Source organism: Gordonibacter sp. RACS_AR49 (genome assembly GCF_030418435.1).
Classification (GTDB): domain Bacteria; phylum Actinomycetota; class Coriobacteriia; order Coriobacteriales; family Eggerthellaceae; genus Gordonibacter; species Gordonibacter urolithinfaciens.
The window spans coordinates 87,237-110,342 of the sequence record NZ_JAIUDM010000001.1 but is presented as its reverse complement, the minus strand read 5'-3'; the positions used below and the strand labels follow the sequence as shown (position 1 = coordinate 110,342).

Here is a 23,106-nt window from a genome sequence, read left to right as displayed (position 1 = left end):
TTCACCGTCGAGATGCGCGGCGCTTTCGACAGGCTATTGCGCTTGCTGCGGGCGTCCCGGCAGCCAAGAGCACGATGCCGGCGACGACGGTCGGCTGCACGCTGTCGCCTGTTGCGGCGAGAAGCTTGGCGCTCGATGAAGAAGGCTGGGAGCCGGGCGTCGGGGGCGTCGGTTCAGGTGCAGGTGCGATTGCGGGAACGCCGCTCGCAGCGAGGAACAGCGGACCGGCGACTGCGCCCTTCTTGACGGCAACGACGCCGGTGGCATCGTTGTAGGTGTAATCCGTGCCGCTGACCAGCTCTCGGCCGTCTGCGCTTCCCAGGCGCACGCTCACCGAGCTGGGCAGCGTATAGCCGGTGTCGGCCGTGAGCGTGAGGCAGTTGCTCTCCTCGCCATCCTTCTCGTACGTTGCGACCGGCTGCTCGGCACCGGTTCCCGCAAGGGAGAGCCCGGCCAGGCTCGCGTTCACCGGGAAGGTGCACGAGCTCACCGTCCCCCCTTCGCCGATGATGATGGGACGTGCGAAGAAGCCGCCCTCGACGACGCCCCGATTGGTCACGTCGCCAAGGAACGTGCCGCCGGCGATGGCGTCGTAGTTCGTCACGGCGCCTGCGAACGTGCCGCCGGCGATGGCGGCCGCATTCCAGTCGGGATCGGAGTCGCCGCTGATCACAGGACCGTCGAACGTGCCGCCAGATATGGTGCCGCCGCCGTCGGTGGTATCTTCGTCGTTGCTTGCAACGGAGCCGCTGCGGGAGAACGTGCCGCCCGCGATGACGCCGCTGCTCATGATCTCGCCGTTGAACGTTCCGCCTGCGATGGTTCCGAAGTTGCTTATCTCCAAGTTGAACGTGCCGCCCGAAATGGTGCAGGACTTGTTCTTGTCGGAGTCGAATCGCGCGTTGCCGTTCTGCACGTAAGCGTTGAACACGCCTTCGCCCTCGATGGTCCCGCTCGTTTGGACGGGAACGTTGAACGTGCCGCCGCCGATCGTCCCGGAGTTGTCCACGCTGTTGTTGTTGCCGCCGTCTTCGAACACGCCGCTCGAAACCACCGCGCCTTCGCTGTTGGTCACGTAGTCGTCGAACGTGCCGCCGGCAATCTTCCCGTGGTTGTGCGCGGATTCGTGGAACGTGCCGCCTTCGATGGTGCCGTAGTTGTTGACGGGCATATTGAACGTGCCGCCCTGGATGACGCCGCCCGCTTCGTTGTGCACGGTGGAACCGTTTCCCTTGGATCCGTTGACGAAGATGCCGTCTACTATGATACCGCTGTTCCAGATGCGGTTCTCGCCTGAAACGTCGAACGCGTGGCCTGTGAACGCGAACGCGTATCCCGCTTCGAGCACGAGCTCGCCGTCGTCGTACGTCCAGCCATCGCCTGACGTGCTCACCGGCGCGCCGTCGTCGCCGACCTCGATCGTGACGGGAGTGGGCGTTGCGCCTCTTTCGTCGGCGAACGTGACGCTCGGAGCGAGCGCGCAGGCGAGCGTCGTCAGCAGGGCTAGGGCGAGCAGGCGTTTCCTCATGGGGACCCCCTTCGAGAGCGTTGACCCTCGAATGCTAGCATGGGGAAGGGGCCCATCGATTTCCGGATCGAACCCGGCCGCTTTCGCTGCGAAATCGGCGCGATCGCCGTGCGCCGCCCGCTAGATGGACGACGCCACGGCCTCGTCGTCCGGCAGGGCTGCGGCTTCTTCGGCGCGCTCGAGCTTGGTCGGCCCCTGGCCCTCCCCGCTACCGGCGGCCAGCGCCTCGTCGCCGCGCTCGGCCAGGTACTGCTCCATGGAGTAGTGGGTGATGTCGGATCGGTTGATCACGCCCACCACCTGGCCGTCGTCGAGAACCGGCACCTTCTTCAGATGGTTCTCGCCCAGCACGCGGCACACCTCGGGAAGGTCGGCGTGCACGTCCACGCCTATGATGCCCTTCGCGCCGATGCTCAGCGCCTGCATGCCCATGAGCTCGTCGAGCTTGCGGGCGAAGTCCTTGTTGCCGCCGTCGGTGTCCACGGTCTGCATGATCATGACCACGGGGTCCATCATCATGGTGGAGCGCTTCGACAGGTAGCGCATGATGTCGCCGTCGGACACGAAGCCCACGGCCTTGCCCTCGGCGTTCACGAGCGGCGCCGCGGAGATGTGCTTGTCCACCAGCAGCTTCATGGCCTCGGCCACGGTGGCGTTCGACGGCAGGGTGAACACGTCGCGCTTCATGATGGACTCGAGCACCGTGCGCCGTGCATTGTCCTTGTCGAGCTCGGCAGTCTCGCCCGGCTTGTTCTTCACGAGAGCCACCACCATGACGAAGCCGATGAGGCACAGCACGCCTGCCAGGGCGAACGCCACGTCGATGCCGAAGATGCTGGCCTGCGTGGGAGTCATCACCCGCGCGCTCGCGTTCGTGGCGATGGTGGACGCCGAAACGATGATGGCCGTTCCCAGCGAGCCCGCCACCTGGCGGAACGTGTTGTTCACCGAGGTGCCGTGGTTCACCAGCTCGTTGTCGAGCGCGTTCATGCCCCAGGTGGTGATGGGCATGTTCACCAGCGACAGCGAGAACAGGCGCACCGTGTACAGCACGGTCAGCGTGATCAGGCCCGTTTCGGTTCCCAGGAACGCGAAGCAGAACGTGGTGAGCGTCAGCACGCCCATGCCTACGAGCGCCAGCACGCGCGGGCCGTGCTTGTCGAACAGGCGGCCGGCGATGGGGCCCATGGCGCCCATGATGATGGCGCCGGGCAGCAGCACGAGGCCCGACACGGTGGCCGAGTAGCCCATGAGCGACTGCAGGTAGATGGGCACGAGGATGCCGGCGGCAAGCAGGGCGCCCTGCACGAGCATGCCGATGATGGTGGCGATGAGGAACTTGCGGTTGGCCAGCACGCGCACCTGCAGCATGGGATGCTCCATCTTCAGCTGGCGGCGGAAGAAGAACACGAGCGCCACCACGCCCACGAGCGTGCCCGCGATGGCGTCGGCGCGCAGGCCGTACGAGCCGATGGTGGACAGGCCGTACAGGAGGCCGCCGAAGCCGAACGACGACAGGACGACGGACGGCACGTCGAGGCTGACGTCTTTGTTCGTCTCGCCGCCCTTCTCCAGCACGAACGCGCCGATGAGCACGACGACGGCCGACAGCACGGTGATGATATAGAACATGTCATGCCAGGTGTAGCGGTCGATGATCACGCCGGCGACCGTGGGGCCGATGGCCGGGCCGAACGCGATGACGATGCCGAACAGGCCCATGGCCGTGCCGCGCTTGTCCACGGGGAACGTCCACATGAGCACGGTCATCACGAGCGGCATGAGGATGCCGGCGCCTGCGGCCTGCACGAGGCGGCCGAGCAGCAGCACGGCGAAGCTCGGCCCCCAGCCGGCCAGCGCGCTGCCCGCAGTGAAGATGGCCATGGACACGAGGAAGAGCCGCTTGGTGGTGAAGCGGTCCGTCAAGAACGCCGTGATGGGAATCATGATGGCGTTGACCAGGGTGAATCCCGTGGTCAGCCACTGCGCCGTGGAAGCGTCGACGCTCATCTCGGCCATGACCGACGGCAGCGCGGGCGCCACCACCGTTTGGTTCAAGACGGTGACGAACGTGCCGAACACGAGCACGGCCAACATGATGATCTGCTTGCGCGACAAACCCATATGCCTGATTCCTTCCGCTAAGAGACGTGCTGCCGCGAACAAAGGCGCCCTCGAGCGGGCTTTCGCCCGTCCTCGAGAACGCCTTCATGTGCGGCTGAGGTAATTTACACCCAGTATAAATATTCATTCGGTAGATGAAAAGCGGCGCGGTCGAAACTTGTGGTACCCTGCATGAAAACGGCACATCATCGTCAACGGGAGGTTGCGCGCATCGTGGAACACGGTCGGGAGAACGCATCGCCGGAGGGGCTGCGGTACCGCAAGAAGCTCAAGGCGCGGCTTGCGGTGGAGCGCGCGGCGCTGGAGCTGGTCATCGAGCGCGGCTACGACGGCGTGACGGTGGAGGACATCTGCGCGCGGGCCGAGATATCCAAGAAAACGTTCTTCAACTACTTCCCCTCGAAGGCCTCGGTCATCATGGGACGCATGGACGCGTTCCCCGACGACGAGCGCCTGCTCGAGATACTGGCGGAGCATGACGAGGCGTGCTACCTCGATGTGCTCGTGGGGGTGGTGAGCACCACCGTGTCCGCGGGCGTGGACGACGAGATAGAGAGCCTGCGACGCGAGGCGCTGCGTTCCATGCCCCAGCTGTTCTTCCATGGCCAGCGCGATCTTCTGGCCGTGCAGCGCTCCATCGCCGCCGCCTTGCGCTCCTATCTGTGCGAGCGTCCCGAGCGCCGCATGTTGGCGGGCGGGTCGGTGGAGGAGGAGGCGCTCGTGGCGTCCTCCACGGCCATCGGCCTGGCGCGCACGCGCTCGATGCTGCATGTCTGCGGCGAGGCGGCGCCCACATCCTCCGAGACGCGCCGGCTGATAGCGACGTACCTTTCTGCGGGGGACGACACGGCGGGCTAGGGCGCGCTCCCGGCTCGCAGCCAACGGCTCAACGGTCCGCGATACTGCGGTCTGCGTTGAAAAAACGTGCATTTTCTCTTGACAGCATCCCGAAGCGTTGTGCTAAAGTATGCGCCACAACTTAATAGCTGAAACCGATGAGGCGAAAGTCAAGCCATCATGAGCACTCACAGAGAGCGGGCGCAGCTGGGATTCCCGCAGTAAGCTGGATGGTAAATGGTTCGCCGAGGGAAAGGGGAAAGGAAGGCATGGCGCGCACGGGGCCGAGCCGACCGAGTATCTGGACCGTGAGCCTGCGTTAAGGGCAGAACATGTGTTGGCATGTTCGTGAGAGGGTTCTGCATCGCAGAGTCAATAAAGGTGGCACCGCAGGTTACAACACCTGTCCTTTATCTCAAAGGACAGGTGTTTTTTTATGCGGCGCAGCGCGGCGGCAGCCGTGCGCACCTTTGGAGGCGAGGCGATGCGTTCCTCAACCGCGAAGCTCGTGCCGGCAAACGAAACGCCCCGGGAGGGGCAACGAACCGGCGGGAACTCCGCCAAGAAAGGATTGAGGAACATGGAACAGCAGATCAAGCGCGAGGTTGCTACGCAGACGGCCGCAGCGGGCAAGGCGGCAGCGCCGCGCAAGCGCGACGTGGCGGCGGCTCCCAAGAAGGCAGGGCTCTCCACGCAGGATCTCATCCTCATCGCCGTGCTGCTGGCGGCCGGTGCCGTGCTCAAGCTGACGGTGGGGTCGCTGCTCTCGTCGATGGGCATGAAGCCGAACTTCATCATCGCCATGTACTGCCTGGCCATCATCCTGACGCGCCCGAAGCTGGGCCAGTCGCTCGTCATCGGCCTTCTGGCGGGGCTCATCTGCCAGATTCCCCTGCTCAACGCCACGCCGCTTCTTAACATCCCCTCCGAGGTGCTCGGCGCGCTGGCCTGCGGCTTGCTCGTCAAGGTGCCCATGAGCATCGGCGGCAGGCTCGACCTCAACCCGCTCGTCAACACGTTCGTGTCCACGGTGGTGTCCGGAGGAACCTTCGCGCTGCTGTCCGTCTACATCAACGTCGTGTCCACGGGCGGCGACGTCATGGTGGCGCTGGCCACGTACGCGGCCATCGTGTTCGGCACGGCCACCTTCAACTGCATCCTCGTGCAGGTTCTGGCCATGCCGCTGAAGAAGGTTCTCAAGCGCTAGGGATTCCGCGGGCCTGCGGCCGCCCTCGCTGACTTGCTACGCCAACCTGCGATTCGGAAGAAAGACTCGACATGATAGAGATACGCGATTTCACGTTTCAGTACCGCGAAAGCGAGCGGCCCGCGGTGAGCGGCATCAGCCTTGCCATTCCGGACGGCGCGTTCGTCGGGATCACCGGCGCGGCCGGTTCGGGCAAGTCGACGCTCACCTATGCGCTCAACGGCATCATCCCGCACTGCTATCCGGGCGACTTCTACGGCTCGGTGACCGTGGACGGGCTCGACACCTGCGACGTCGCGCTCACCGATGTGTCGCGGCTGGTGGGCAGCGTCTGCCAGGACGTCGACAGCCAGTTCGTCACGTCGGTCGTGGAGGACGAGGTGCTCTACGGGCTGGAGAACTTCGGCGTGCCGAAGGGCGAGATCGAAGGGCGCGTCGCACAGGCCTTGGACGACATGGGCATCGCCGATTTGCGCGACCGTATGATCGCAACGCTCTCGGGCGGGCAGAAGCAGAAGGTGGCCATCGCGTCCGTCCTGGCGCTGAACCCGCGGGTGCTCGTGCTGGACGAGCCCACCGCCGAGCTCGATCCGGCCAGCTCGCAAGCGGTGTTCGACCTGCTGGCGCGCTATGCGCGCGAGCACGGCACCACCGTCGTGGTGGTGGAGCAGAAGATCGCGCTGTTGTCGCAGTACGCCGATATGCTGGTCATCGTCGACGAGGGGCGCATCCGCTTCGCCGACGAGCCCGCGAAGGTGCTGGAGCATTCGGACGAGCTCAAGCGGATCGGCGTCAACTGCCCGCGCTCGACCACGCTCATGAACCGCCTGCGCGCCGAGGGCCTGTACGGCGGCGCGTCCGTCCGCAACGTGCGCGAAGCGCGCGAGGCGTTGAAGGAGGTGCTCGCATGATCGAGTTCGACGACGTGCACGCGTCCTACGAGGCAACGCTGCCTATCCTCAAGGGCGTCAGCTTCACCATCCGCGACGGCGAGTTCGTCGCGTTCGTGGGCACGAACGGGGCGGGGAAGTCCACCACGATGCGCCTGGTGAACGGCTTGCTGAAGCCCGACGCCGGACGGGTGCTCGTCGACGGCGTGCCCACGACCGAGCTGCGCACGAGCGAGCTGGCCCGGCGCGTGGGCTTCCTGTTCCAGAATCCCGACCGCCAGATCTGCTGCAACACGGTGCGCGAGGAGCTGCTGTTCGGGTTCAAGGCGCTCGGACAGACGGGTCCCGAGGCCGACGCGCGCGTGGACGCCATCATCGAGGAGTTCGGCTTCGACGCGGACGACGACCCGTTCCTGCTGAACCGCGGCGCACGCCAGCTGCTGGCGCTCGCGTCCATCGTGGTGCTCGCGCCGCCGGTGGTGGTGCTCGACGAGCCCACCACGGGGCTCGACTTCCGCGAGTGCGAGAAGGTCATGGCCATCATCCGCCGCATCCACGAGCAGGGCGCCACGGTGATCATGGTGTGCCACGACATGGAGGTGGTGGCCGACTACGCCACGCGCTGTATCGTGATGAGCGGCGGCACGGTGGTGGACGACGCCCCCACGTTCGACGTGCTGCGCAACCGCGACACGCTCGAGTGCGCCTCGCTTGTTCCGCCGCAGATCGTGGACCTGTCGCTTGAACTGGCGCGCGACATGCCGCGGCTCGCCGAGACGGCCGTCGCCCGCGCCAACACGGTGGATGAGATGCTGGCCGCCGTCGTCGAAGAGGCTCGAACAACCCAAGACGTCGAAAGGAGCGTGTGCGCATGAGCTCGTTTCTCGAATACGTGCCCGGCACCAGCCTGCTGCATCGCATGAACCCCGTGGCCAAGCTGGCGGCGGCCGCGCTGTTCGCCGTCGCGTGCTTCTGCTCGAGCAACCTCGTGTTCTTGGCCGTGCTGCTGGCGGTCGGGTTCGCGCTGGCCGCGACGTGCGGCATGATGAGGCCCGCCATCGGCCTCGCGAAGGCGGTGTTCGCGTTCTCGCTGATCCTCGCCGTCGTCCAGATCCTCACGACGCCGAGCGGAGCGGTGCTGGCAGAGCTTCCGTGGGGCTACATCGGCACGGGCAGCCTGTTGGCGGCGCTCACCACGGTGGTGCGCCTCATGGCCGCGGCCATCCCGCTGTTCCTCGTGTTCTACGTCACGAAGATGAACGACATCACGAACGCCGTGGTGAAGGTGCTGCACGTGCCGTACAAGTACGCGTTCACGTTCACGTCCACGATCCATTTCATCCCCCTGTTCATGAACGACATGAAGGGCATTATGGAGGCGCAGACCGCGCGCGGCGTGGAGTTCGACGCGGGCGGCATCGTGCGGAAGGTGCGCCTGATGGTGCCGCTGTGCGTGCCGCTGCTCGTGTCGTCGGTCCGCAAGACCAACAGCGCCGCCATCGCCGCGGAGGTGCGCGGCTTCAACCTGCGCGGCGTGGCGAGCGGCTACAAGGAGTACCCGTTTGCGGGTTACGACGTGGCCGTGATGGCGGTCGCGGTCGCGCTGGTGGCTTGCGCCGTAACGCTGGGGATCGTGCTGTAACGGCTGCGAACGCGTCGGCCGCGCGCTCTCTCGCGCCGGGGCCCTAGGGCAGCGGCAGGGCAAGCGCGACGGCGATCGATGCGCCATGCGAGAAAGGGGCTCCAGAGAGGGAAGCGGCGGAAAGAGCCTCCGCCATCCTGTCAAGCACGCGGACTTTTCGGCCTGTCCTTATAGCCGCCCGACGCAACGGCGAACCGTTGGATGAAAAGGGGCAGACTGCGGAGATCGGCGGACCCCGGTCGGCCGACAAGACGGCGAGCCCGACGGGCACGGGGCGTCGTGCCGGCTCGTTGCCGTGCTCTCGGCTGATGCAGAGCCTTCGGGGGGATGACGGTTCGCCGCGCGCCGCGTCGCCGCAGCGTCCAGGGCCCTATACTGGTCACGGCGGAGGCAAACGGCGCCTTCGGGCGCTCCAGACGAAGGAGGCTGCGCTATGGCAAAAGGATTCGAGCTGTTCATGAACGAGGAGCCGGAGCTGGCGAAGGCGTACGGCGGCATGGTCATGCAGGTGGCGAAGTCGAGCGCGCTCGACCAGAAGACGCAGGAGCTGGCCTACCTGGCCGTGCTCTCCGCACTCGGCATGACGGGCGGTCTCGGGTTCCACGTGACCTCGCTCAAGAAGCTGGGCGCCACGCGCGAGGAGGTGCGCAGCGCGGTGCTCGTGGGCCTGCCCGCCGTCGGCATGACTGCCATCGAGGCGCTTGGAGCCGCGCTCGACGCCTACGACGCCGCGGAGGCGTAGGCGCCCGCCCGCCCTGGCCGCTGCCTCTCCGAAATCCCCTCTCCTCATATAGCCTGCCACGCTCGCCCGGCTGGTTGCACGGGGGCGCAACGGGCTGCTGACAGATGCGCGGCGGCGCGCCTTCCGCGTCGACCTGGCTGCGGGCGCACAGCTAGCATGGACGGCAATGCTCCCCATCGGAAAGGACGCTGCCATGCTCACCATCGGATGCCATCTCTCGGACAAGGACGGATACCTTGGCATGGCCAAGGCCGCCGTGTCCATCGGAGCCAACACGTTCCAGTTCTTCACGCGCAACCCGCGCGGCGGTGCGCAGAAGGCGCTCGACCCGCAGGATATCGCCGCGTTCGAGGACTATGCGCCCGAACACGGCATCGAGGTCATCCTGGGATATGCGCCCTACACGGCGAACCCGGCCAGCGCCGACCAGCGCGAGCACGATTTCACGATGATGGTGCTGGCCGAAGACCTCGCGCGCATGGCCGAGACGCCGCAAGCGATGTACACGCTGCAACCTGGCAGCGCGCTCGGCAAGCCGGTGGACGAAGCACTGGCAAGGGTTGCCGCAGCGCTGAACGACGTGATTACGCCGTCGCAGGAGACGCCCGTGCTCGTGCAGACCATGGCGGGCGAGGGCACGCAGGTGGGCAGCACGTTCGAGCAGCTGGCGCGTATCCTCGACCAGGTTAAGTTCGACGACCACGCGGGCGTGCTCTTCGACGCCTGCCGCGCGTGGGGCGCCGGCTACGACCTCGCCGGCGACCTCGACGGCGTGGTGGAGGAGTTCGACCGCGTCATCGGCCTCGACCGGTTGCGCGCCATCCACCTCAACGACTCGAAGGACGCTCTCGGCTCTCACAAGGACCGCCATGCGCCCATCGGCGAGGGCGAGATCGGCTTCGACGCCCTGGCGGCGCTCGCGAACCATCCGAAACTGCGCGACGTGCCGTTCTACCTGGAGGCGCCCGACGCGACGCTCAAGGAGTACGGCGAGGCCATAGAGAAGTTCCAGAAGGCCCGCGCCTCGGCCTGAGCTCGCCGCTCCATATGCTACTATAAGCGTCACGATTAAACCACCGGAAAGGATGCGGCCAATGTTCACCATCGGATGCCACCTCTCGAGCGCCAAAGGCTACCTCCACATGGCGAAGGACGCCGTATCCATCGATGCCAACACATTCCAGTTCTTCACGCGCAACCCGCGCGGCGGGCGGGCGAAGGCCATCGACCCGAAGGACGTGGCGGCGTATGCGGCCTACGCGCCCGAGCACGGCATCGAGCGCATCCTGGCGCACGCGCCCTACACGCTGAACCCCGCCTCCGACAAGCAGCAGACGCGCGACTTCGCGCTCATGGTGCTGGCCGAGGACCTGGGGCGCATGGAGGAGACGCCGCACCAGCTGTACAACATGCATCCCGGCAGCGCCACCGGCCAGACGCACGAGGCGGCCATCGCGAAGATCGCCGACGCGCTCAACCAGTCGCTTCTGCCGCACCAGACCACCACGCTGCTGCTCGAGACGATGGCAGGGAAGGGCAGCGAGGTGGGCGGCACGTTCGAGGAGCTGGCGGCCATCATCGCGCAGGTTGACCTGGCCGACCACGTGGGCGTATGCCTCGACACGTGCCATGTGTGGGATGCGGGCTACGACATCGCAGGCGACCTCGACGGCGTGGTGGAGGAGTTCGACCGCGTCATCGGGCTCGACCGGTTGCGCGCCATCCACCTCAACGACTCCCAGAACACGCGCGGCTCGCGCAAGGACCGTCACGCGCGCATCGGCGAGGGGCAGATCGGCCTCGAGGCGCTCGCCGCCGTCACGAACCATCCGAAGCTGCGGGACCTGCCGTTCTACCTGGAAACCCCCAACCCCGAGCTGTCCGGCTTCGCGGAGGAGATAGCGCTTCTGCGCGAAGCCCGCGAGGCAGCGTAAGGCGCGGTGCTTCGCGGTTTACGGGCGCCCGTCCGCGCTGCCTGCGGCTACCCCTCGCTCGGCTCCAGAACGGCGCCGTCCAGCTGGCGGTCGGACTCGGCCCGCGGCACGGGGCGCGAGTACAGGTAGCCCTGCGCGATGATGGCGTCGTCCAGCTGCTGGAGCATCCGGGCCTGCTCGCACGTCTCCACGCCCTCCACGACGATGGTCACGCGCAGCTTCTCGGCGATGCCCACCACGCCCTCGAGGATGGCCCGGCTGCGCTCGCCGCTCTCGCTGCTCATGAGGAACGTGCGGTCCAGCTTCAGCACGTCTATCGTCAGGTCCTGCAAGGTGCCCAGCGACGAGTAGCCGCTGCCGAAGTCGTCGATGGATATGCGGAAGCCCAGGTCCTTAAGCTGGCGGCAGATGCCCTTCGCGCGCTCCAGGTCCTCCATGACGATGTTCTCCGTCAGCTCCAGCTCTATGAGGTCGACCGGCACCGCGTACTCGTCGACGATGGCTTTCACCCTCTCCGGGAACCCGTCCCGCTGCAGGTGCAGGCGCGAGAAGTTGCATGCGATGGGCACGACGGGCAGCCCCTGGGCCAACCGCTCCTCCAGGCGCGTGCAGGCTTGGCGCAGCACGTGCAGGTCGATCTCGGTCACGAAGCCGTTCTTCTCGAACAGCGGGATGAAGTCGTTCGGCTGCACGACGCCGCGCTCGGGCGACTCCCAGCGCACGAGCGCCTCAAGGCCGACGATGCGGTTCGTGGCCAGCTCGACCTTCGGCTGGTAATAGGCCACGAACTCGCCCTGATCCAGCGCGGCGCGCGCCAGCGCCACCACCGCGCGCTCGGCCACGTCGCGGTCCTTCATGTCGGCCGTGTAGAGCGCCGCCTTGCTCGACGACGTCTCGCCCACGCTGTCGCGCGCGTAGCGGGCGCAGTCCATGAGCTCGGCCAGGGCCTGCGCGTCCAGGCGGCGCGACCCGCCGGGGCGCTCCACGATGCAGGCGCCGGCATGCAGGAACAGGCGGTGCGAGTGCGATCGCAGCACGTCCAGGCTGTTGAAGCGGCGGTCCAGCTCAGCGAACCGCTCGAGGAACGCGTCCCAGCCGTCCCACCGCACCAGCACCACGAACTCGTCGGCGGTGATGTGCGCGTGGTGCTCGCCATCGTGCTCCAGCTCGCCGATGAGGCGGTCGAGCGCCTTGAGCAGCTGGTCGCCCGCCGCGTAGCCGAACGCGGCGTTGAAGCTCTTGAAGCGGGCGATGTCCAGGTAAACGATGGCGTGCTCCCCGCTGCCCGCGCGCTCGAGCGCGTCCTCGGCCCCCGTGCGGAAGCGGGCGAGCGTCCACCCGCCCGTGAGCGGGTCGGTGAAGGACAGCTCCTCGATGTGGCGTGCCGTGCGCAGCTTCGTGCGCCCCAGGTAGAGCGCCCCGGCCAAAAGCACCCCGAACAGCGCCGCGAGCCCCGAGATGATCTGCAGCGGGTACTGGCGCAGGAAGTCGAGGGGCGTGGTGGGATGCACGGCCAGCGAGCTTTGCGACACCCAGGTGGTGATCTTGCTCTCCGCCGTGTACTGCACGCAGCGGTCCAGCACGCTCAGCAGGCGCGTGTCGGCGGTCCCCGCCACGCCGATGCTCATGTCGTTCGTGTAGTCGGTCATGGTGGTGACGGTGAGCGATTCGTACTGCGACTCCGACAGCAGGTAGTTCGCCACGTGCGTGTCGGCGTAGGCGAAGTCGGCGGCGCCTGTCAGCACGGCGTCCACGCACTGCTTCGGCGTGTCGAAGTACACGATCTCGTCCCCCACGTGCTGGCGCTCCATCTCGGCGGCCAGCGCGAAGCCGCGCGGCAGCGCCACACGCGAGCCCGAGGAGCCCGGCCCCACGATGAGGGCCATGGGGTCGCGCAGGTACGGCCCGGTGGTGGACACGATGCCCGCCGTGGCCTCGTCGGCGTCGCGGTCCACTCCGGCCACCAGGTCCACCGCGCCGCTCTCCACCATCTCGAAGGCGTCGCTGTGGCGGTCGACGGGCACGAACTCGAACGAGAGGCCCGTCACGCGGGAGATGTCCTCGAACAGCCGCGCGGCGGCACCGGCGAACGCGCCCGTCTCCGGATCGGTGTACGACAGCGGCGTGCGGAATGCGTCGTAGGCCACCCTCAGCGTGGGAGCGGACGCGAGGTAGGCGTACTCGTCTTCGGTGAACACGGGGTCCTGGTCGGTGTTGATGCCGAAGTAGCGGTTGTACAGCAGCGTGGAGAAGCCGGGGTCGCGCAGCTGGAGCCGGTTCATGGCGGCGGTCAGGTCCTGTTGGAGCTCGGCGCGGTCGAGCGGGAACGCGAAGTGGATGGGCTCGGGAGAGAACTGCGCGATGGTGCGGAAACGCGAGTTGCTGCCCAGGTAGGTGATGGCGATGGCGTCCAGAGCGCCCTCGTCCAGCGCATTCAGGAGGTCGTCGGTCTCCAGGTACTCCACCATGTCCACGTCGAAGCCGTTGTCGTTTGCATACTGGGCGAACGCCCGGGCGTCCTGGCTGTTCTCGATCACTCCCACGCTCATGCCCGAGAACGCGGTGAAGTCCTCGTAGGCGTAGCGCCTATCGTCCAGGCGCACGTTGAGCGTGGTGTAGATGCTGCACATGGGCTCGGCCGAGAACAGCATGCGGTCCGTGCGCTCCTGGGTGTAGTATACGGCGGGGAGCAGGTCGATCTCTCCGTTCTCCAGCGCCTCGTAGGCTTCGGCCCATCCGGCGAAATCCACGTACTCGTACGTCCAGTCGGCGTAGCGCCGCAGCTCTTCCAGGTAGTCGATGTTGTAGCCCACGAGCTGGCCGGCCTCGTCGTAGGACATGTAGTCGCCGTCTTCGTAGTAGCCCACGCGCACGATGCGCTTGCCTTCCGGCGCGTCCTCGTCGGCGAAGGCGGGAGGAGCGTAGGCCCCGGGCAGTGCAAGCAGTGCCGCAACGAGTGCAAGCAGCAAAAGCGGCAAGGACACCCCGACCAGGTGCCGGTTCCGCGCGTCTTCTCCTCCGTGTGCTATGGCTTGCTCCGATCCGCTTCGACGCCCTCCTGCGTCTCGCTCGTACGATACCATATTTAAGCGGGTGTGGAGCCAAGGCGAAGAGGGCGGCGCATGGTCCGTGCCTGAATCGCAGTCCCTTGCGCCGCTTTGCGCAGAGAGCAAAGAAAATGGCCGGTTCGTCTCCGAACCGGCCATCAAGTTGATGGTGGAGCTTAGGGGGATCGAACCCCTGACCTCATGGCTGCCAGCCATGCGCTCTCCCAGCTGAGCTAAAGCCCCGAAAAAGTGCGAAACCTAGTATAACGGAAGCGCGCACAGGGTCAAGCATCATTTTCAAGAATTTCCTCGTTTTCGGAAGACGGCGAGAACGAGCGCCTTCGGTTGTCCACGTACGCGCGCAGATCGCGCACGTTGTGCACGTCGAGTTTCGCGTAGATGCTGTGCAGGTGCGTCTTCACCGTGTTGGGCGCGATGAACAGCGCCTCGGCCACATCGGCGCGCGATTCGCCCTCCACGATGCGCCGCAGCACCTCGAACTCGCGCTGCGTGAGGCTGAAATCCTCGGCGACGATCTGGCAGGCGCGGTGGGCGTTCGCGCCGTCGTCGGGGCCGCCCGGACGCACGAAGCCCCAGCCGGTACGCAGGTTGGCGGCGTTGGACAGCAGAAGGGCGGCCATCACGAAGCAGAACGCGGCGGCGCACAGCAGGGTGTTCCAGCCAAAGCCGGCCGGCAGCAGCTGCAGCAGGGCGGCTCCCAGCACCGCCCCCAGCGTCCGGCCGGCCATGAGCGAGGTGGTGGGGCAGGCCGCCACCCAGGTGGCCGGTTGACGGCAGTTCTTTATGAGATACGATCCCAGCCCCCACAGCACCAGGTCGAGGTACAGGAACCCCGTTACCTGCATCACCGCGCCCGGTGCGCCCAGCGGAGCGCCCGCGATGCCGGCGCACAGCAGCCCCAATCCCACGAGCGGGAATCCAATCTGGTACACCGAGCGGTTGAAGTCGAGCTTGCACACCAGCATCGTGGCCAGGGTGAGCACCGCGGCAAGCAGGTACCCAGCCACGTTCCACGCGGGCGAGAACTGCCCGCCGACGCACGCGAGGGCTACGAGCAGGCCGGCGGCGATGCCCTGCGCCACGGAGGTGGCGATGAACCGGTAGGGAACGAGCACTTTGGCTTCGGGCTCCTCGTAACGCGTCCTAGGGGAGCGGTACACCTCTTGCTGTGCGCGCCAGAACGAGGCGGCGAACACGAGCGGCAGCACGAACGCCGCCGCCCAGCGCCCTTGCGGCATCGGCAAAAGGGTCAGCGCCAGGTAGAGCAGGGAGGCAGCGAACGCAGCGGATACGCCGAACGTGAGCGTTTGGGTCATGCCGAGGGCGCCCATGATGCGCGCTTCCTCGATGTGCGCGCCTATAAGCCCCATCGCCACCAGCGTGATTCCCAGTCCGCGGCACGCTGCGGCCAGCGCCGTGTTGCCGATTCCTCCCAGCTCGCGCAACAGCAGCAGGAACAGCCCGAGCAAGAGGCAGGCTGTGAGCAGCCCCAGGTACCAGCCGCGGTCGTGGAACGTCAGCCGGCGGAACAGTATGGCGAAGGCCAGGCACACCAGGGCGCAGGCAAGGAACAGCAGCGTGCAGGCGGGAAATGCCAAGCCGCCCACGTCGAACGTGCCCGGCAGCAGGAACGTTTCCATGAACAGCAACACGGCAAGCAGTTTGTAAGAGGTCAAAGCGATGAACAGGGAGGGGATGGCGCGTACACCGAGGACCATCCTTCTCAAGTCGCTTTGCCGGTAACGAGCGCGCTCCATAATAGCCTCCTTGAGAGAGCGTGCAGCCGGCTTTGCGCTTGGAACATCCCCATCCCATACGCGACGGCGTTTATTCAACTTGCCCCAGTATACGATACGATGCGCCCGAACGCCTCAAAGTTTCGGTTTCCCGGCAACGCGGCGACTTGCCCTATAATAGTTGGGAGAAAAGGAAGCGAGGCGGGCCGCCGAGGAGAAGCCGAGGCGGCCCGCTGGCATGGGACATGCGCAGGCGCAGGCGGAGGCGGTATGGAGGCAGATCAGGGAACGGCGGTGCCGGGGAGTGCGCGCCGAATGGGCGGAGCGCGGGCGAGCGCCCGGCCGGCGCCGCTCGGTGCGGACGGAAAGCCCCTGTCGACCTGGCAGGTGTGGCTCAGGCGGCTGTGCATCGTCATGATCGTGTGGGCCGTGCTGGAGCTGGTGTTCGGCGCCGTGTTCTGGGCGGCCGGCTCGGTGGCGGGAGACGTGCGGCTCGCCGGCGTGGAGTTGCGCGACATCGCGGCAGCCGTGGGGGCCACGGCGCTTGTGAGCGCGGTATTCAACCTGGCCATCGGCCTGCTGGGTATTCGTGGAGCCAAGAACCCCTACAAGATAACGCTGTTCTTCTGGATAACGCTGGCCGACGCGGTACTCACGGCCTGGGCCATGGCCGGCAACCTCTCGTCGGGCATCGTCGACGTTACCGGCATCGTGAGCGGGCTGTTCATCATCGCGCTGGCCGTGTGCACGTGGCAGGTGCGCGGCCAGACGGGCTACTTCGACGAGCATCCCTGATCCCTCTTGTGCTCCGGCGCCCTGCCGGCTTCCGGTACGCGCCGACGTTGCGGAGGGTCCCGTCCCGACCTCCGGACGATACCGGAAGCTCGCGTACCCGCCGTGCTTCGCCCCCACGATCCTCTGATTCTCGTGCGTCGGGACACCTCTTGCCGGCATGCTCGCCAAGGCCGTTGTCCATGGAAAAGGCCCCCGGGACGATGTCCCGAGGGCCTTCGGCTTTGCGGTCGGCTCGGCTTCTCGCCTACTCGGCGTCCTTCGCCTTTGCGCAGATCTCCACCTGTTCGATGACGGGGTCGAGCGCGCCGGCCACGTCGTACTCCTCCACCTTGCCCTCGTCCACGAGGCGCGCGAACGACGGGTCGATGGGCAGCGTGGCGAACGAGGGGATGTCGTAGCGCTTGGCCACGGCCTCTCCCTGGGGCTCGCCGAAGATGTGGTGGTCCTTGCCGCACTCGTCGCACTTGAAGTAGGCCATGTTCTCCACGAGGCCCACCACGGGCACCTTCAGGTCGTGTGCCAGGTTCACGGCCTTGCCCACGATCATGGCCACGAGCTCCTGCGGCGCCGACACGGTCACGATGCCGTCGACCGGCAGCGACTGGAACACGGTCAGGAACACGTCGGAGGTTCCCGGAGGCATGTCCACGAACAGGTAGTCGATATCGCCCCAGCTCACCTCGCCCCAGAACTGCTTGATAATGCCGGATACCACGGGGCCGCGCCACGCCACCGGGATGTCGTCCTTCGGCAGCATGAGGTTCACGGACACCACTTTGATGCCGCTGGCCGTCTGCGCCGGCACGATGCCGTCGGCATCGGCCGTGAGCGGGTTCGTGATGCCGAACGTCTTGGGGATGGACGGGCCGGTCACGTCGGCGTCCAGGATGCCCACGCTGAAGCCCTTCTTCTGCATCTGGCTGGCCAAGAGGCTGGTCACGAGCGACTTGCCCACGCCGCCCTTGCCGGAAACCACGCCGATGACGTGCTTGATGTTCGTGCGGGCGTTCGTGGGGAACGTGGACGGGCCCGCGTCCTCGCGGTCGCCGCAGCCGGCAACGCCGCAGCTGCCGCATTCGTGGGTGCATTCTTCTTCTGCCATGGCTCCTTCTTTCTTCGAGAGGCCGCCGCCTCGGTCTCGGCGGCCCGTCGTCTCGTCTCCCTCGGCATGATAGCATATATAAGGTTGTGTCAAGAAAGATTGCCGTTAGCTATTACTAGAGGTAGTCCTATAATGGGCGGAAACGGCAGGGTGCCTGCGGCGCCCGGCGACGAGGCGCGCCCTGTGGGCGCCCGAATACGAAGGCGGCGCCCCGGCGGGGCGTCCGGAGAGCGAGGAGAGCGCATGCTGTTCGCAGACATCGACATCTTGGACGAGAACCTGGACCTGCGTCCCCACTGCTGGGTGGGCGTGAAGAACGGGCGCATCGCGTACCTGGACGGGCAGGCACCCGCCGACGCCGACGCCGAGGCCTACGGCGAGGTGTACGACGGCCGCGGCAAGCTGCTCGTGCCGGCCTTCTACAACGCCCATGCGCACGCGCCCATGACGCTTCTGCGCGGTTACGCCGAGAACCTGCCCCTGCAGGCGTGGCTCAACGACATGGTGTGGCCGTTCGAGGCGAAGATGACGCCCGAGGACAACTACTGGGCCACGCTTCTGGCCTGCGCCGAGATGGCCCGCTACGGCGTGGTGAGCTTCTCCGACATGTACTACGCCACCGACGAGCGCGTGCGCGCCGTGGTGGAGAGCGGCCTGAAGGCGAACATCTGCGAGAGCGAGCTGTACTTCGAGCCCAAGCCGTTCGCGGACTATGCGAGCTGCGCGGCGGTCGAGGAATACGTGGGGAAGTACCACGGCGCCGCGGACGGGCGCATCCTCATCGACTACAACATCCACGCCGAGTACACGTCGAACCCTCAGACGTGCAAGGATATCGCTGCCGTGGTGAAGGAGAAGGGCCTGCGCATGCACCTGCACGCCTCGGAGACGAGAAGCGAGCACGAGGAGTGCAAGCAGCGCCACGACGGCCTGACGCCCATCCAGTACTTCGCGAGCATCGGCGTGCTGGACGTGCCCACCACGGCCGCGCACTGCACGTGGTGCGAGCCGGCCGACTTCGATATCATGGTGGAGAAGGGCGTGTTCGCAGCCGCCAACCCTGCATCGAACATGAAGCTGGGCAGCGGCTACGCGCCCATTCCGGCCATGCTCGAGCGCGGCGTGAGCGTGTGCCTGGGCACCGACGGCATGGCCTCGAACAACAACCACGACATGATGCAGGACCTGTACCTGCTGGCGCTGCTGTACAAGGGCTCCACGGGCGACCCGTCGGTGGTCACGCCGAAGCAGGCGCTTTCCGCCGCCACGCGCGTGGGCGCGCTCTCGCAGGGCCGCGAGGACTGCGGGCTGGTGCGCGAGGGCATGAAGGCCGACCTCGCCGTGCTCGATGCGACGGGCCCCTCGTGGGCGCCGCGCACGAACCCTCTGGTGAACATGGTGTATGCAGGCCACGGATCCGACGTCGTGCTCACCATGAGCGACGGCGCGGTGGTCTACCGCGACGGCGCCTACCCCGGAATCGATGTGGAGCGCGCGAAGGCCGAGGTGGAGGCCCGCACGAAGCGCATCATCGCCGAGGTGTAGCCCCTGCCGCCAAAGCCCGCCCGGCACCCCCCCCCCCGACGCCGCGTGCCGCACGCAACCGCGCTCCGCGCCAGCCTGTACGCAAAGTACCGCTAGGCGCGGGGCGCGTGTTGGTTTATTCTGGTATGGCTATCATTATGAAGAGGGAAGGGGAAGCATGCTGCGAATTTCCGATGCGCGCATCGACGGCTTCATCGCCGAGGACGTGCCCTACGTCGACCTGACGTGCGCGGTGCTGGGGATAGGCGACGAGCCCGGCGAGATGGACTACTTCACGCGGGAGGACTGCGTGCTTGCCGGGACCGAGGTGGTGCGGCGCATCATGGGCAAGCTGGGCTGCGAGGTAGTATCGGCCGAGCCGAGCGGCACGCGCGTGGCGGCCGGCGGCACCTTCATGACCGTGCGCGGCGCGTCGGCCGACCTGCATGCGGCGTGGAAGGTGTGCCTGAACGTGTTCGACCACTGCTCGGCCGTGGCCACGAAGACGCGCTCCATGGTGGACGCGGCGCACGGTGCGAACCCGCACTGCGAGGTGCTCACCACGCGCAAGAGCCAGCCCGGCGCGAAAGACCTGCTCACCGGTGCCGTCATGGCGGGCGGGGCGTTCCCGCACCGGCTGGGGCTCTCCGAGACGGTGCTCGTGTTCGACCACCACCTCACGTTCTTCGGCGGCTTCGACGCGTTCGTGGAGCAGCTGCCGGCCATCAAGGCTCGCTGCATCGAGAAGAAGCTGTTCGTGGAAGCCGACGCCGCGCGCGCCCGGGTGCTCGCGGCCGTAGGCGTGGACGGCATCCAGTTCGACAAGGTGCCCGTGGACGAGCTGGGTCCCCTCGTGGCCGAGCTGCGCGCCATCGACCCGCACGTAACACTCGTCGCCGCCGGCGGCATCAACCCCGGCAACGCCGCCGCCTACGCCGCCACCGGCGTGGACGGCCTGGCCACGACGGCCCCCTTCGCCGCGAAGCCCCTGGACATGAGCGTTCGCATGCGGCGGTTGTGAAGGGGCGCGAGCCGCGGCGGCAAGGCGATCGCGGACGGGTGCGAGCTGTGCGCGGCCCGGGTGTTTCGCATGAAACATCCGTACGATAAAATGAGGCGCATCGCCTGCGAGCGGTAGGAAGCGAAAAAAGAATTATCGGAATGCAACGAAGCGAAAGAAGGAGCGAAGGACATGACGGTTGAAACGCTGAAGGTGACGGGCATGCACTGCCCGAAGTGCACGGCCCGCGTGGAGAAGGCGGTGGGCGTGCTGGACGGCGTCATGGGCGTCGCGGCCGACTTCGAGGCCGACAAGGTGGAGCTGACGTACGACGGTCAGCCCTCCACGCTCGCCGCCGTGAAAGCCGCCATCGCCGCCGAGGACTTCGTCGTCGAGAAGTAAGCCCGATCCTCCTCCAGAAGGATCGGACGGCTCCAGGGTCGAACGCGAACCGCGGGGGGCGGCAAGGAGACGGTGCGTTGAAGGAGGCGGCGGCCATCGAGGCGTCGCCTCCTTCCCTTCGTTTCGAAGCCATGCGACCCTGCCCGCGTCGCTGCGATGCCGGGGAGAAGCGGGCTCAAGCAGGTCGCTTCTCTACTCTACGCCAACGATAACGTCGGTCGACTTCACCACGGCGAGCGCCTCGGCGCCCTCGGCCAGCCCCAGATCCTCTATGGCCTCGTTGGTAACCGATCCCATGATGCGGTTGCCGTCGACGAGCTCCAGGACCACGTGGCCGTTCACGGCGCCCTTCGTCACGGATGCCACCTTGCCGGCCAGCTGGTTGCGTGCAGAGAGCCCTTTTACGCGCTCGGCGCCGACGGCGAACATCACGTTGCTGGCTTTGATGACGGCAACGGCCGGAACGCCCTCGGCCAGCCTCAGATCCTTGATGGCCTCCATGGTGATGTCGGCCTTGACGGTGCTGCCGCCGAGGTCGATGGCGACAACCCCGTTCACCGCGCCGTTGGTGACGGCGGATACGGTGCCCTTGAGCTGATTGCGTGCGGAAATCTTCATGGTGCGCTCCTTTCTATCGAGGGTGCCGCCCTTTGCGGCGCTCCCGGCGCGGTTCATGCCGCTGTGGATGCACGCTGCAGGGGCCCCGCCGATCGCCGTTTGCCGGCATCTGCGGGCCAAGGTATTGCAGCATCCATTATCCATATTTAAACATATTAGTCTTAATTATGCATATTAACAAATATGCGCTCTGTTCCCGTATATGACCGTGCGGGAGAACATCGCCCACAGCCTGCGGATGAACGGCTGCCTGGGCCTCCCGGCGACGGCGGCGATCATTCCGCGAGATGAGGGCCCTGCCGCCCCTACCGCTCCGAGAACATCTGCATGAGCTCCTTCTTGTTGTGCACGCCCAGCTTGTCGTAGGCGTTCTTGCTGTGGAACTTCACGGTTCGCTCGGTGATGAACAGCTCCTCGGCTATGCCGCCGAGCGTCTGTCCGTCCACGATCATGGCGACGATCTGCTGCTCGCGCTCCGTGAGCCCGTACGGCTCCATGAGCGCCAACCGGTGCGCGCGCAACGCCTTGCGGATGTCCTCGAGCGACAGCGGCTCGGACGGGGCGGCTTCCTGCAGGGCGCGCTGTCCGGCCCCCATCTGCCGCATGCGCACGACCATGTACAAGATGGCCAGCACGGCCACGAACGCGATGATCGCCGTTGCCGTGCAGGTAAGCGCCTCGAAGCCTATCCCCCTGCTCTTGTTGACCCATGCGCCCAGGTACGGCACGTACAGGGCGCCGCTGGCCAGGACCAGCAGGGCGAAGCAGGGGATGAACGGCAGGCGCGCATCGGCGATCTCGCGCGCGAACACGATCCAGCAGAGGACGACCAGGCAGTTCTTCGCCCCCAGCACCATGCCCAACGACGTGGTCATGGTGTCGGGCAGCTTCATGGAGAACAGCAGCAGCCCGCCCACCAGCAAGATCAGCGCGAGTCCCGCCATAAGCTGCATGAGCGGCAGCGGATCGCGTGCGCACCCGCCTCCTCCTCCACCGGCCCTTCGACGGGCTGCGTGGACGCCCATCCCCTCGGGGCGGCCTTCCGGATCCTCGCCGTCCCTCCCGGCGCCGTCGTCCCCCGCATTCCCGGTTCTTCCCGCGGAGAAGTACCGTAGGCTGCCCGTGCCCATGAGCGCGAGCCCGACCGCCGTGAGTGCCAGCATGCTGGACGTGACGGTGCCCGAGTTCGTGAGGTAGGGGTTCGTGGCCATCCCGCCGAACAGCGATGCCGCGAACGTGCACAGGCACAGCACCGCGACGAGCATCCAGGGAAGCCGCCGCAGCGATGCGGGGTCTATGGGCTCGAACGTGAGGAACCCGCTGCCGGCCGTATGCTCCGTGCGGCCCCGGATGTCTTTCGCGGCTCCGGCCGCGCTGTCCCCCAAGGTCACGAAAAGGCAGGTGCCAGAGCAGGCGGGAAGCACAGCCACGGCGGGCAGCATGGCGGCCGTGCCCGCCAGCGAGCAGGCGAGCAGCACGGCCGCCGAGCACAGCCCCGCCGCGCATGCAAGCGGCACGAGCGCCCGGTAGCCGAACAGCGCGAGCCGCTCGCCCCACGAAACGACGAGCACGGCCCCGCATCCCATCTGCAGGCAGAAGAACAGCAGGCGCACGCCGTCGCTCCCACCTGCCGCGTAGCCGATGCCGCAGGCTCCCGCCGCAAGCGCGGTTCCCAGCAGGAGCCCGCGCCGCGGCTCCACGCCGAGCAAACGGTTCAAAAGCCCGCACAGCAGCAGCGCGATGGCGAACACGGCGCACGCCGCCGCGCTGCCGTTGTACACGGCCGCATCGCGCGCGAGGAGCAGGTAGTTGCTCGCCTGGAGCCAAGCGAGCAGGCTCGAGAAACCGAGGAATGTCACTAAATTACAGGGCATGCCGCCAGTATAGCGCCTGATGTATATTGTTCGCTACAAACACTATTCTTTTATTCGAATAATCAGAATACTGTCCCTAAAGT

The 23,106-nt window shown here is 66.6% G+C and carries 19 protein-coding genes and 1 tRNA gene; 12 read left to right on the top strand and 8 right to left on the bottom strand.

The features are described 5' to 3' along the window. Window position 1 precedes the first annotated feature (1 nt). Together LB310_RS00455 and LB310_RS00450 are read right to left on the bottom strand one after the other, a co-directional pair. The gene (locus tag LB310_RS00455; RefSeq protein ID WP_301153992.1) at window positions 2-1,528 is read right to left on the bottom strand and encodes a hypothetical protein; all 1,527 of its coding nucleotides are present in this window, start codon (window positions 1,526-1,528) and stop codon (window positions 2-4) included. Between the two features lie 120 nt (window positions 1,529-1,648). Next, window positions 1,649-3,652 carry an MDR family MFS transporter gene (locus LB310_RS00450; protein WP_301153990.1) on the bottom strand — a complete coding sequence of 668 codons (2,004 nt, stop codon included), beginning with the start codon at window positions 3,650-3,652 and terminating at the stop codon, window positions 1,649-1,651. A 213-nt stretch (window positions 3,653-3,865) separates the two neighbouring features. On the opposite strand from LB310_RS00450, the gene LB310_RS00445 reads away from it, so the two are divergent. The 8 genes from LB310_RS00445 (at window position 3,866) to LB310_RS00410 (ending at window position 10,904) form a co-directional block, all read left to right on the top strand. After that, complete coding sequence (locus LB310_RS00445) at window positions 3,866-4,510, top strand: TetR family transcriptional regulator (protein ID WP_087191107.1); 645 nt, start codon at window positions 3,866-3,868, stop codon at window positions 4,508-4,510. Between the two features lie 559 nt (window positions 4,511-5,069). Then, window positions 5,070-5,696: a tryptophan transporter gene (locus LB310_RS00440; RefSeq protein WP_087191108.1), complete on the top strand. Its 627-nt coding sequence runs from the start codon at window positions 5,070-5,072 to the stop codon at window positions 5,694-5,696. 71 nt (window positions 5,697-5,767) lie between these two features. Further along, complete coding sequence (locus LB310_RS00435; RefSeq protein ID WP_301153987.1) at window positions 5,768-6,607, top strand: energy-coupling factor ABC transporter ATP-binding protein; 840 nt, start codon at window positions 5,768-5,770, stop codon at window positions 6,605-6,607. Beyond that, window positions 6,604-7,461: an energy-coupling factor ABC transporter ATP-binding protein gene (locus LB310_RS00430; RefSeq protein WP_301153986.1), complete on the top strand. Its 858-nt coding sequence runs from the start codon at window positions 6,604-6,606 to the stop codon at window positions 7,459-7,461. Before LB310_RS00435 ends, LB310_RS00430 begins: the two co-directional genes overlap by 4 nt. Next, window positions 7,458-8,228 carry an energy-coupling factor transporter transmembrane protein EcfT gene (locus LB310_RS00425; RefSeq protein WP_087191111.1) on the top strand — a complete coding sequence of 257 codons (771 nt, stop codon included), beginning with the start codon at window positions 7,458-7,460 and terminating at the stop codon, window positions 8,226-8,228. Before LB310_RS00430 ends, LB310_RS00425 begins: the two co-directional genes overlap by 4 nt. A 433-nt stretch (window positions 8,229-8,661) precedes the next feature. Further along, entirely contained in the window at window positions 8,662-8,970 is a 309-nt protein-coding gene (locus LB310_RS00420; protein WP_278805491.1) for a carboxymuconolactone decarboxylase family protein, read from the top strand. A 193-nt stretch (window positions 8,971-9,163) separates the two neighbouring features. Then, window positions 9,164-10,003, top strand: a complete 840-nt coding sequence (locus LB310_RS00415; protein ID WP_096227964.1) for a deoxyribonuclease IV — start codon at window positions 9,164-9,166, stop codon at window positions 10,001-10,003. A 61-nt stretch (window positions 10,004-10,064) separates the two neighbouring features. Next, the gene (locus LB310_RS00410; protein ID WP_301153982.1) at window positions 10,065-10,904 is read left to right on the top strand and encodes a deoxyribonuclease IV; all 840 of its coding nucleotides are present in this window, start codon (window positions 10,065-10,067) and stop codon (window positions 10,902-10,904) included. A 47-nt stretch (window positions 10,905-10,951) separates the two neighbouring features. Here the strand turns inward: LB310_RS00410 and LB310_RS00405 are convergent, their stop codons facing one another. From LB310_RS00405 to LB310_RS00395, 3 genes are all read right to left on the bottom strand, one after another. Continuing rightward, the gene (locus LB310_RS00405) at window positions 10,952-13,882 is read right to left on the bottom strand and encodes an EAL domain-containing protein (RefSeq protein WP_301153980.1); all 2,931 of its coding nucleotides are present in this window, start codon (window positions 13,880-13,882) and stop codon (window positions 10,952-10,954) included. Between the two features lie 236 nt (window positions 13,883-14,118). Beyond that, window positions 14,119-14,194 (bottom strand) — tRNA-Ala (locus LB310_RS00400). Window positions 14,195-14,235: 41 nt separating this feature from the next. Continuing rightward, window positions 14,236-15,729 carry a helix-turn-helix transcriptional regulator gene (locus LB310_RS00395; RefSeq protein ID WP_301153978.1) on the bottom strand — a complete coding sequence of 498 codons (1,494 nt, stop codon included), beginning with the start codon at window positions 15,727-15,729 and terminating at the stop codon, window positions 14,236-14,238. Between the two features lie 249 nt (window positions 15,730-15,978). On the opposite strand from LB310_RS00395, the gene LB310_RS00390 reads away from it, so the two are divergent. Further along, a complete protein-coding gene (locus tag LB310_RS00390) occupies window positions 15,979-16,503 on the top strand; it encodes a hypothetical protein (protein ID WP_238386131.1) in 525 nt (174 codons plus the stop codon). A gap of 244 nt (window positions 16,504-16,747) precedes the next feature. On the opposite strand, the gene LB310_RS00385 is transcribed toward LB310_RS00390, so the two are convergent. Beyond that, window positions 16,748-17,605 (bottom strand): Mrp/NBP35 family ATP-binding protein, encoded by an 858-nt coding sequence (locus tag LB310_RS00385; RefSeq protein ID WP_087191118.1) that lies wholly within the window; start codon window positions 17,603-17,605, stop codon window positions 16,748-16,750. A gap of 243 nt (window positions 17,606-17,848) precedes the next feature. On the opposite strand from LB310_RS00385, the gene LB310_RS00380 reads away from it, so the two are divergent. From LB310_RS00380 to LB310_RS00370, 3 genes are all read left to right on the top strand, one after another. Beyond that, entirely contained in the window at window positions 17,849-19,150 is a 1,302-nt protein-coding gene (locus LB310_RS00380) for an amidohydrolase (protein WP_301153976.1), read from the top strand. A 157-nt stretch (window positions 19,151-19,307) separates the two neighbouring features. Continuing rightward, window positions 19,308-20,150: a ModD protein gene (modD, locus tag LB310_RS00375; protein WP_301153974.1), complete on the top strand. Its 843-nt coding sequence runs from the start codon at window positions 19,308-19,310 to the stop codon at window positions 20,148-20,150. Window positions 20,151-20,321: 171 nt separating this feature from the next. Then, window positions 20,322-20,531, top strand: coding sequence for a heavy-metal-associated domain-containing protein (locus LB310_RS00370; RefSeq protein WP_087191121.1), 210 nt, complete (start codon window positions 20,322-20,324; stop codon window positions 20,529-20,531). Window positions 20,532-20,723: 192 nt separating this feature from the next. Here LB310_RS00370 and LB310_RS00365 read toward each other — a convergent pair whose 3' ends face one another. Both LB310_RS00365 and LB310_RS00360 read right to left on the bottom strand, forming a co-directional pair. After that, window positions 20,724-21,149 (bottom strand): molybdopterin-binding protein, encoded by a 426-nt coding sequence (locus LB310_RS00365; RefSeq protein WP_301153972.1) that lies wholly within the window; start codon window positions 21,147-21,149, stop codon window positions 20,724-20,726. A 305-nt stretch (window positions 21,150-21,454) separates the two neighbouring features. Beyond that, a complete protein-coding gene (locus tag LB310_RS00360; protein ID WP_301153970.1) occupies window positions 21,455-23,008 on the bottom strand; it encodes a LuxR family transcriptional regulator in 1,554 nt (517 codons plus the stop codon). Window positions 23,009-23,106 lie beyond the last annotated feature (98 nt).

Bases quoted from the DNA above. Each gene is read 5' to 3' on its own strand.
- LB310_RS00455 (WP_301153992.1), bottom strand. From the start codon at position 1,528: ATGAGGAAACGCCTGCTCGCCCTAGCCCTGCTGACGACGCTCGCCTGC.
- LB310_RS00450 (WP_301153990.1), bottom strand. From the start codon at position 3,652: ATGGGTTTGTCGCGCAAGCAGATCATCATGTTGGCCGTGCTCGTGTTC.
- LB310_RS00440 (WP_087191108.1), top strand. From the start codon at position 5,070: ATGGAACAGCAGATCAAGCGCGAGGTTGCTACGCAGACGGCCGCAGCG.
- LB310_RS00435 (WP_301153987.1), top strand. From the start codon at position 5,768: ATGATAGAGATACGCGATTTCACGTTTCAGTACCGCGAAAGCGAGCGG.
- LB310_RS00430 (WP_301153986.1), top strand. From the start codon at position 6,604: ATGATCGAGTTCGACGACGTGCACGCGTCCTACGAGGCAACGCTGCCT.
- LB310_RS00425 (WP_087191111.1), top strand. From the start codon at position 7,458: ATGAGCTCGTTTCTCGAATACGTGCCCGGCACCAGCCTGCTGCATCGC.
- LB310_RS00420 (WP_278805491.1), top strand. From the start codon at position 8,662: ATGGCAAAAGGATTCGAGCTGTTCATGAACGAGGAGCCGGAGCTGGCG.
- LB310_RS00415 (WP_096227964.1), top strand. From the start codon at position 9,164: ATGCTCACCATCGGATGCCATCTCTCGGACAAGGACGGATACCTTGGC.
- LB310_RS00410 (WP_301153982.1), top strand. From the start codon at position 10,065: ATGTTCACCATCGGATGCCACCTCTCGAGCGCCAAAGGCTACCTCCAC.
- LB310_RS00395 (WP_301153978.1), bottom strand. From the start codon at position 15,729: ATGGAGCGCGCTCGTTACCGGCAAAGCGACTTGAGAAGGATGGTCCTC.
- LB310_RS00390 (WP_238386131.1), top strand. From the start codon at position 15,979: ATGGAGGCAGATCAGGGAACGGCGGTGCCGGGGAGTGCGCGCCGAATG.
- LB310_RS00385 (WP_087191118.1), bottom strand. From the start codon at position 17,605: ATGGCAGAAGAAGAATGCACCCACGAATGCGGCAGCTGCGGCGTTGCC.
- LB310_RS00380 (WP_301153976.1), top strand. From the start codon at position 17,849: ATGCTGTTCGCAGACATCGACATCTTGGACGAGAACCTGGACCTGCGT.
- modD (WP_301153974.1), top strand. From the start codon at position 19,308: ATGCTGCGAATTTCCGATGCGCGCATCGACGGCTTCATCGCCGAGGAC.
- LB310_RS00370 (WP_087191121.1), top strand. From the start codon at position 20,322: ATGACGGTTGAAACGCTGAAGGTGACGGGCATGCACTGCCCGAAGTGC.
- LB310_RS00365 (WP_301153972.1), bottom strand. From the start codon at position 21,149: ATGAAGATTTCCGCACGCAATCAGCTCAAGGGCACCGTATCCGCCGTC.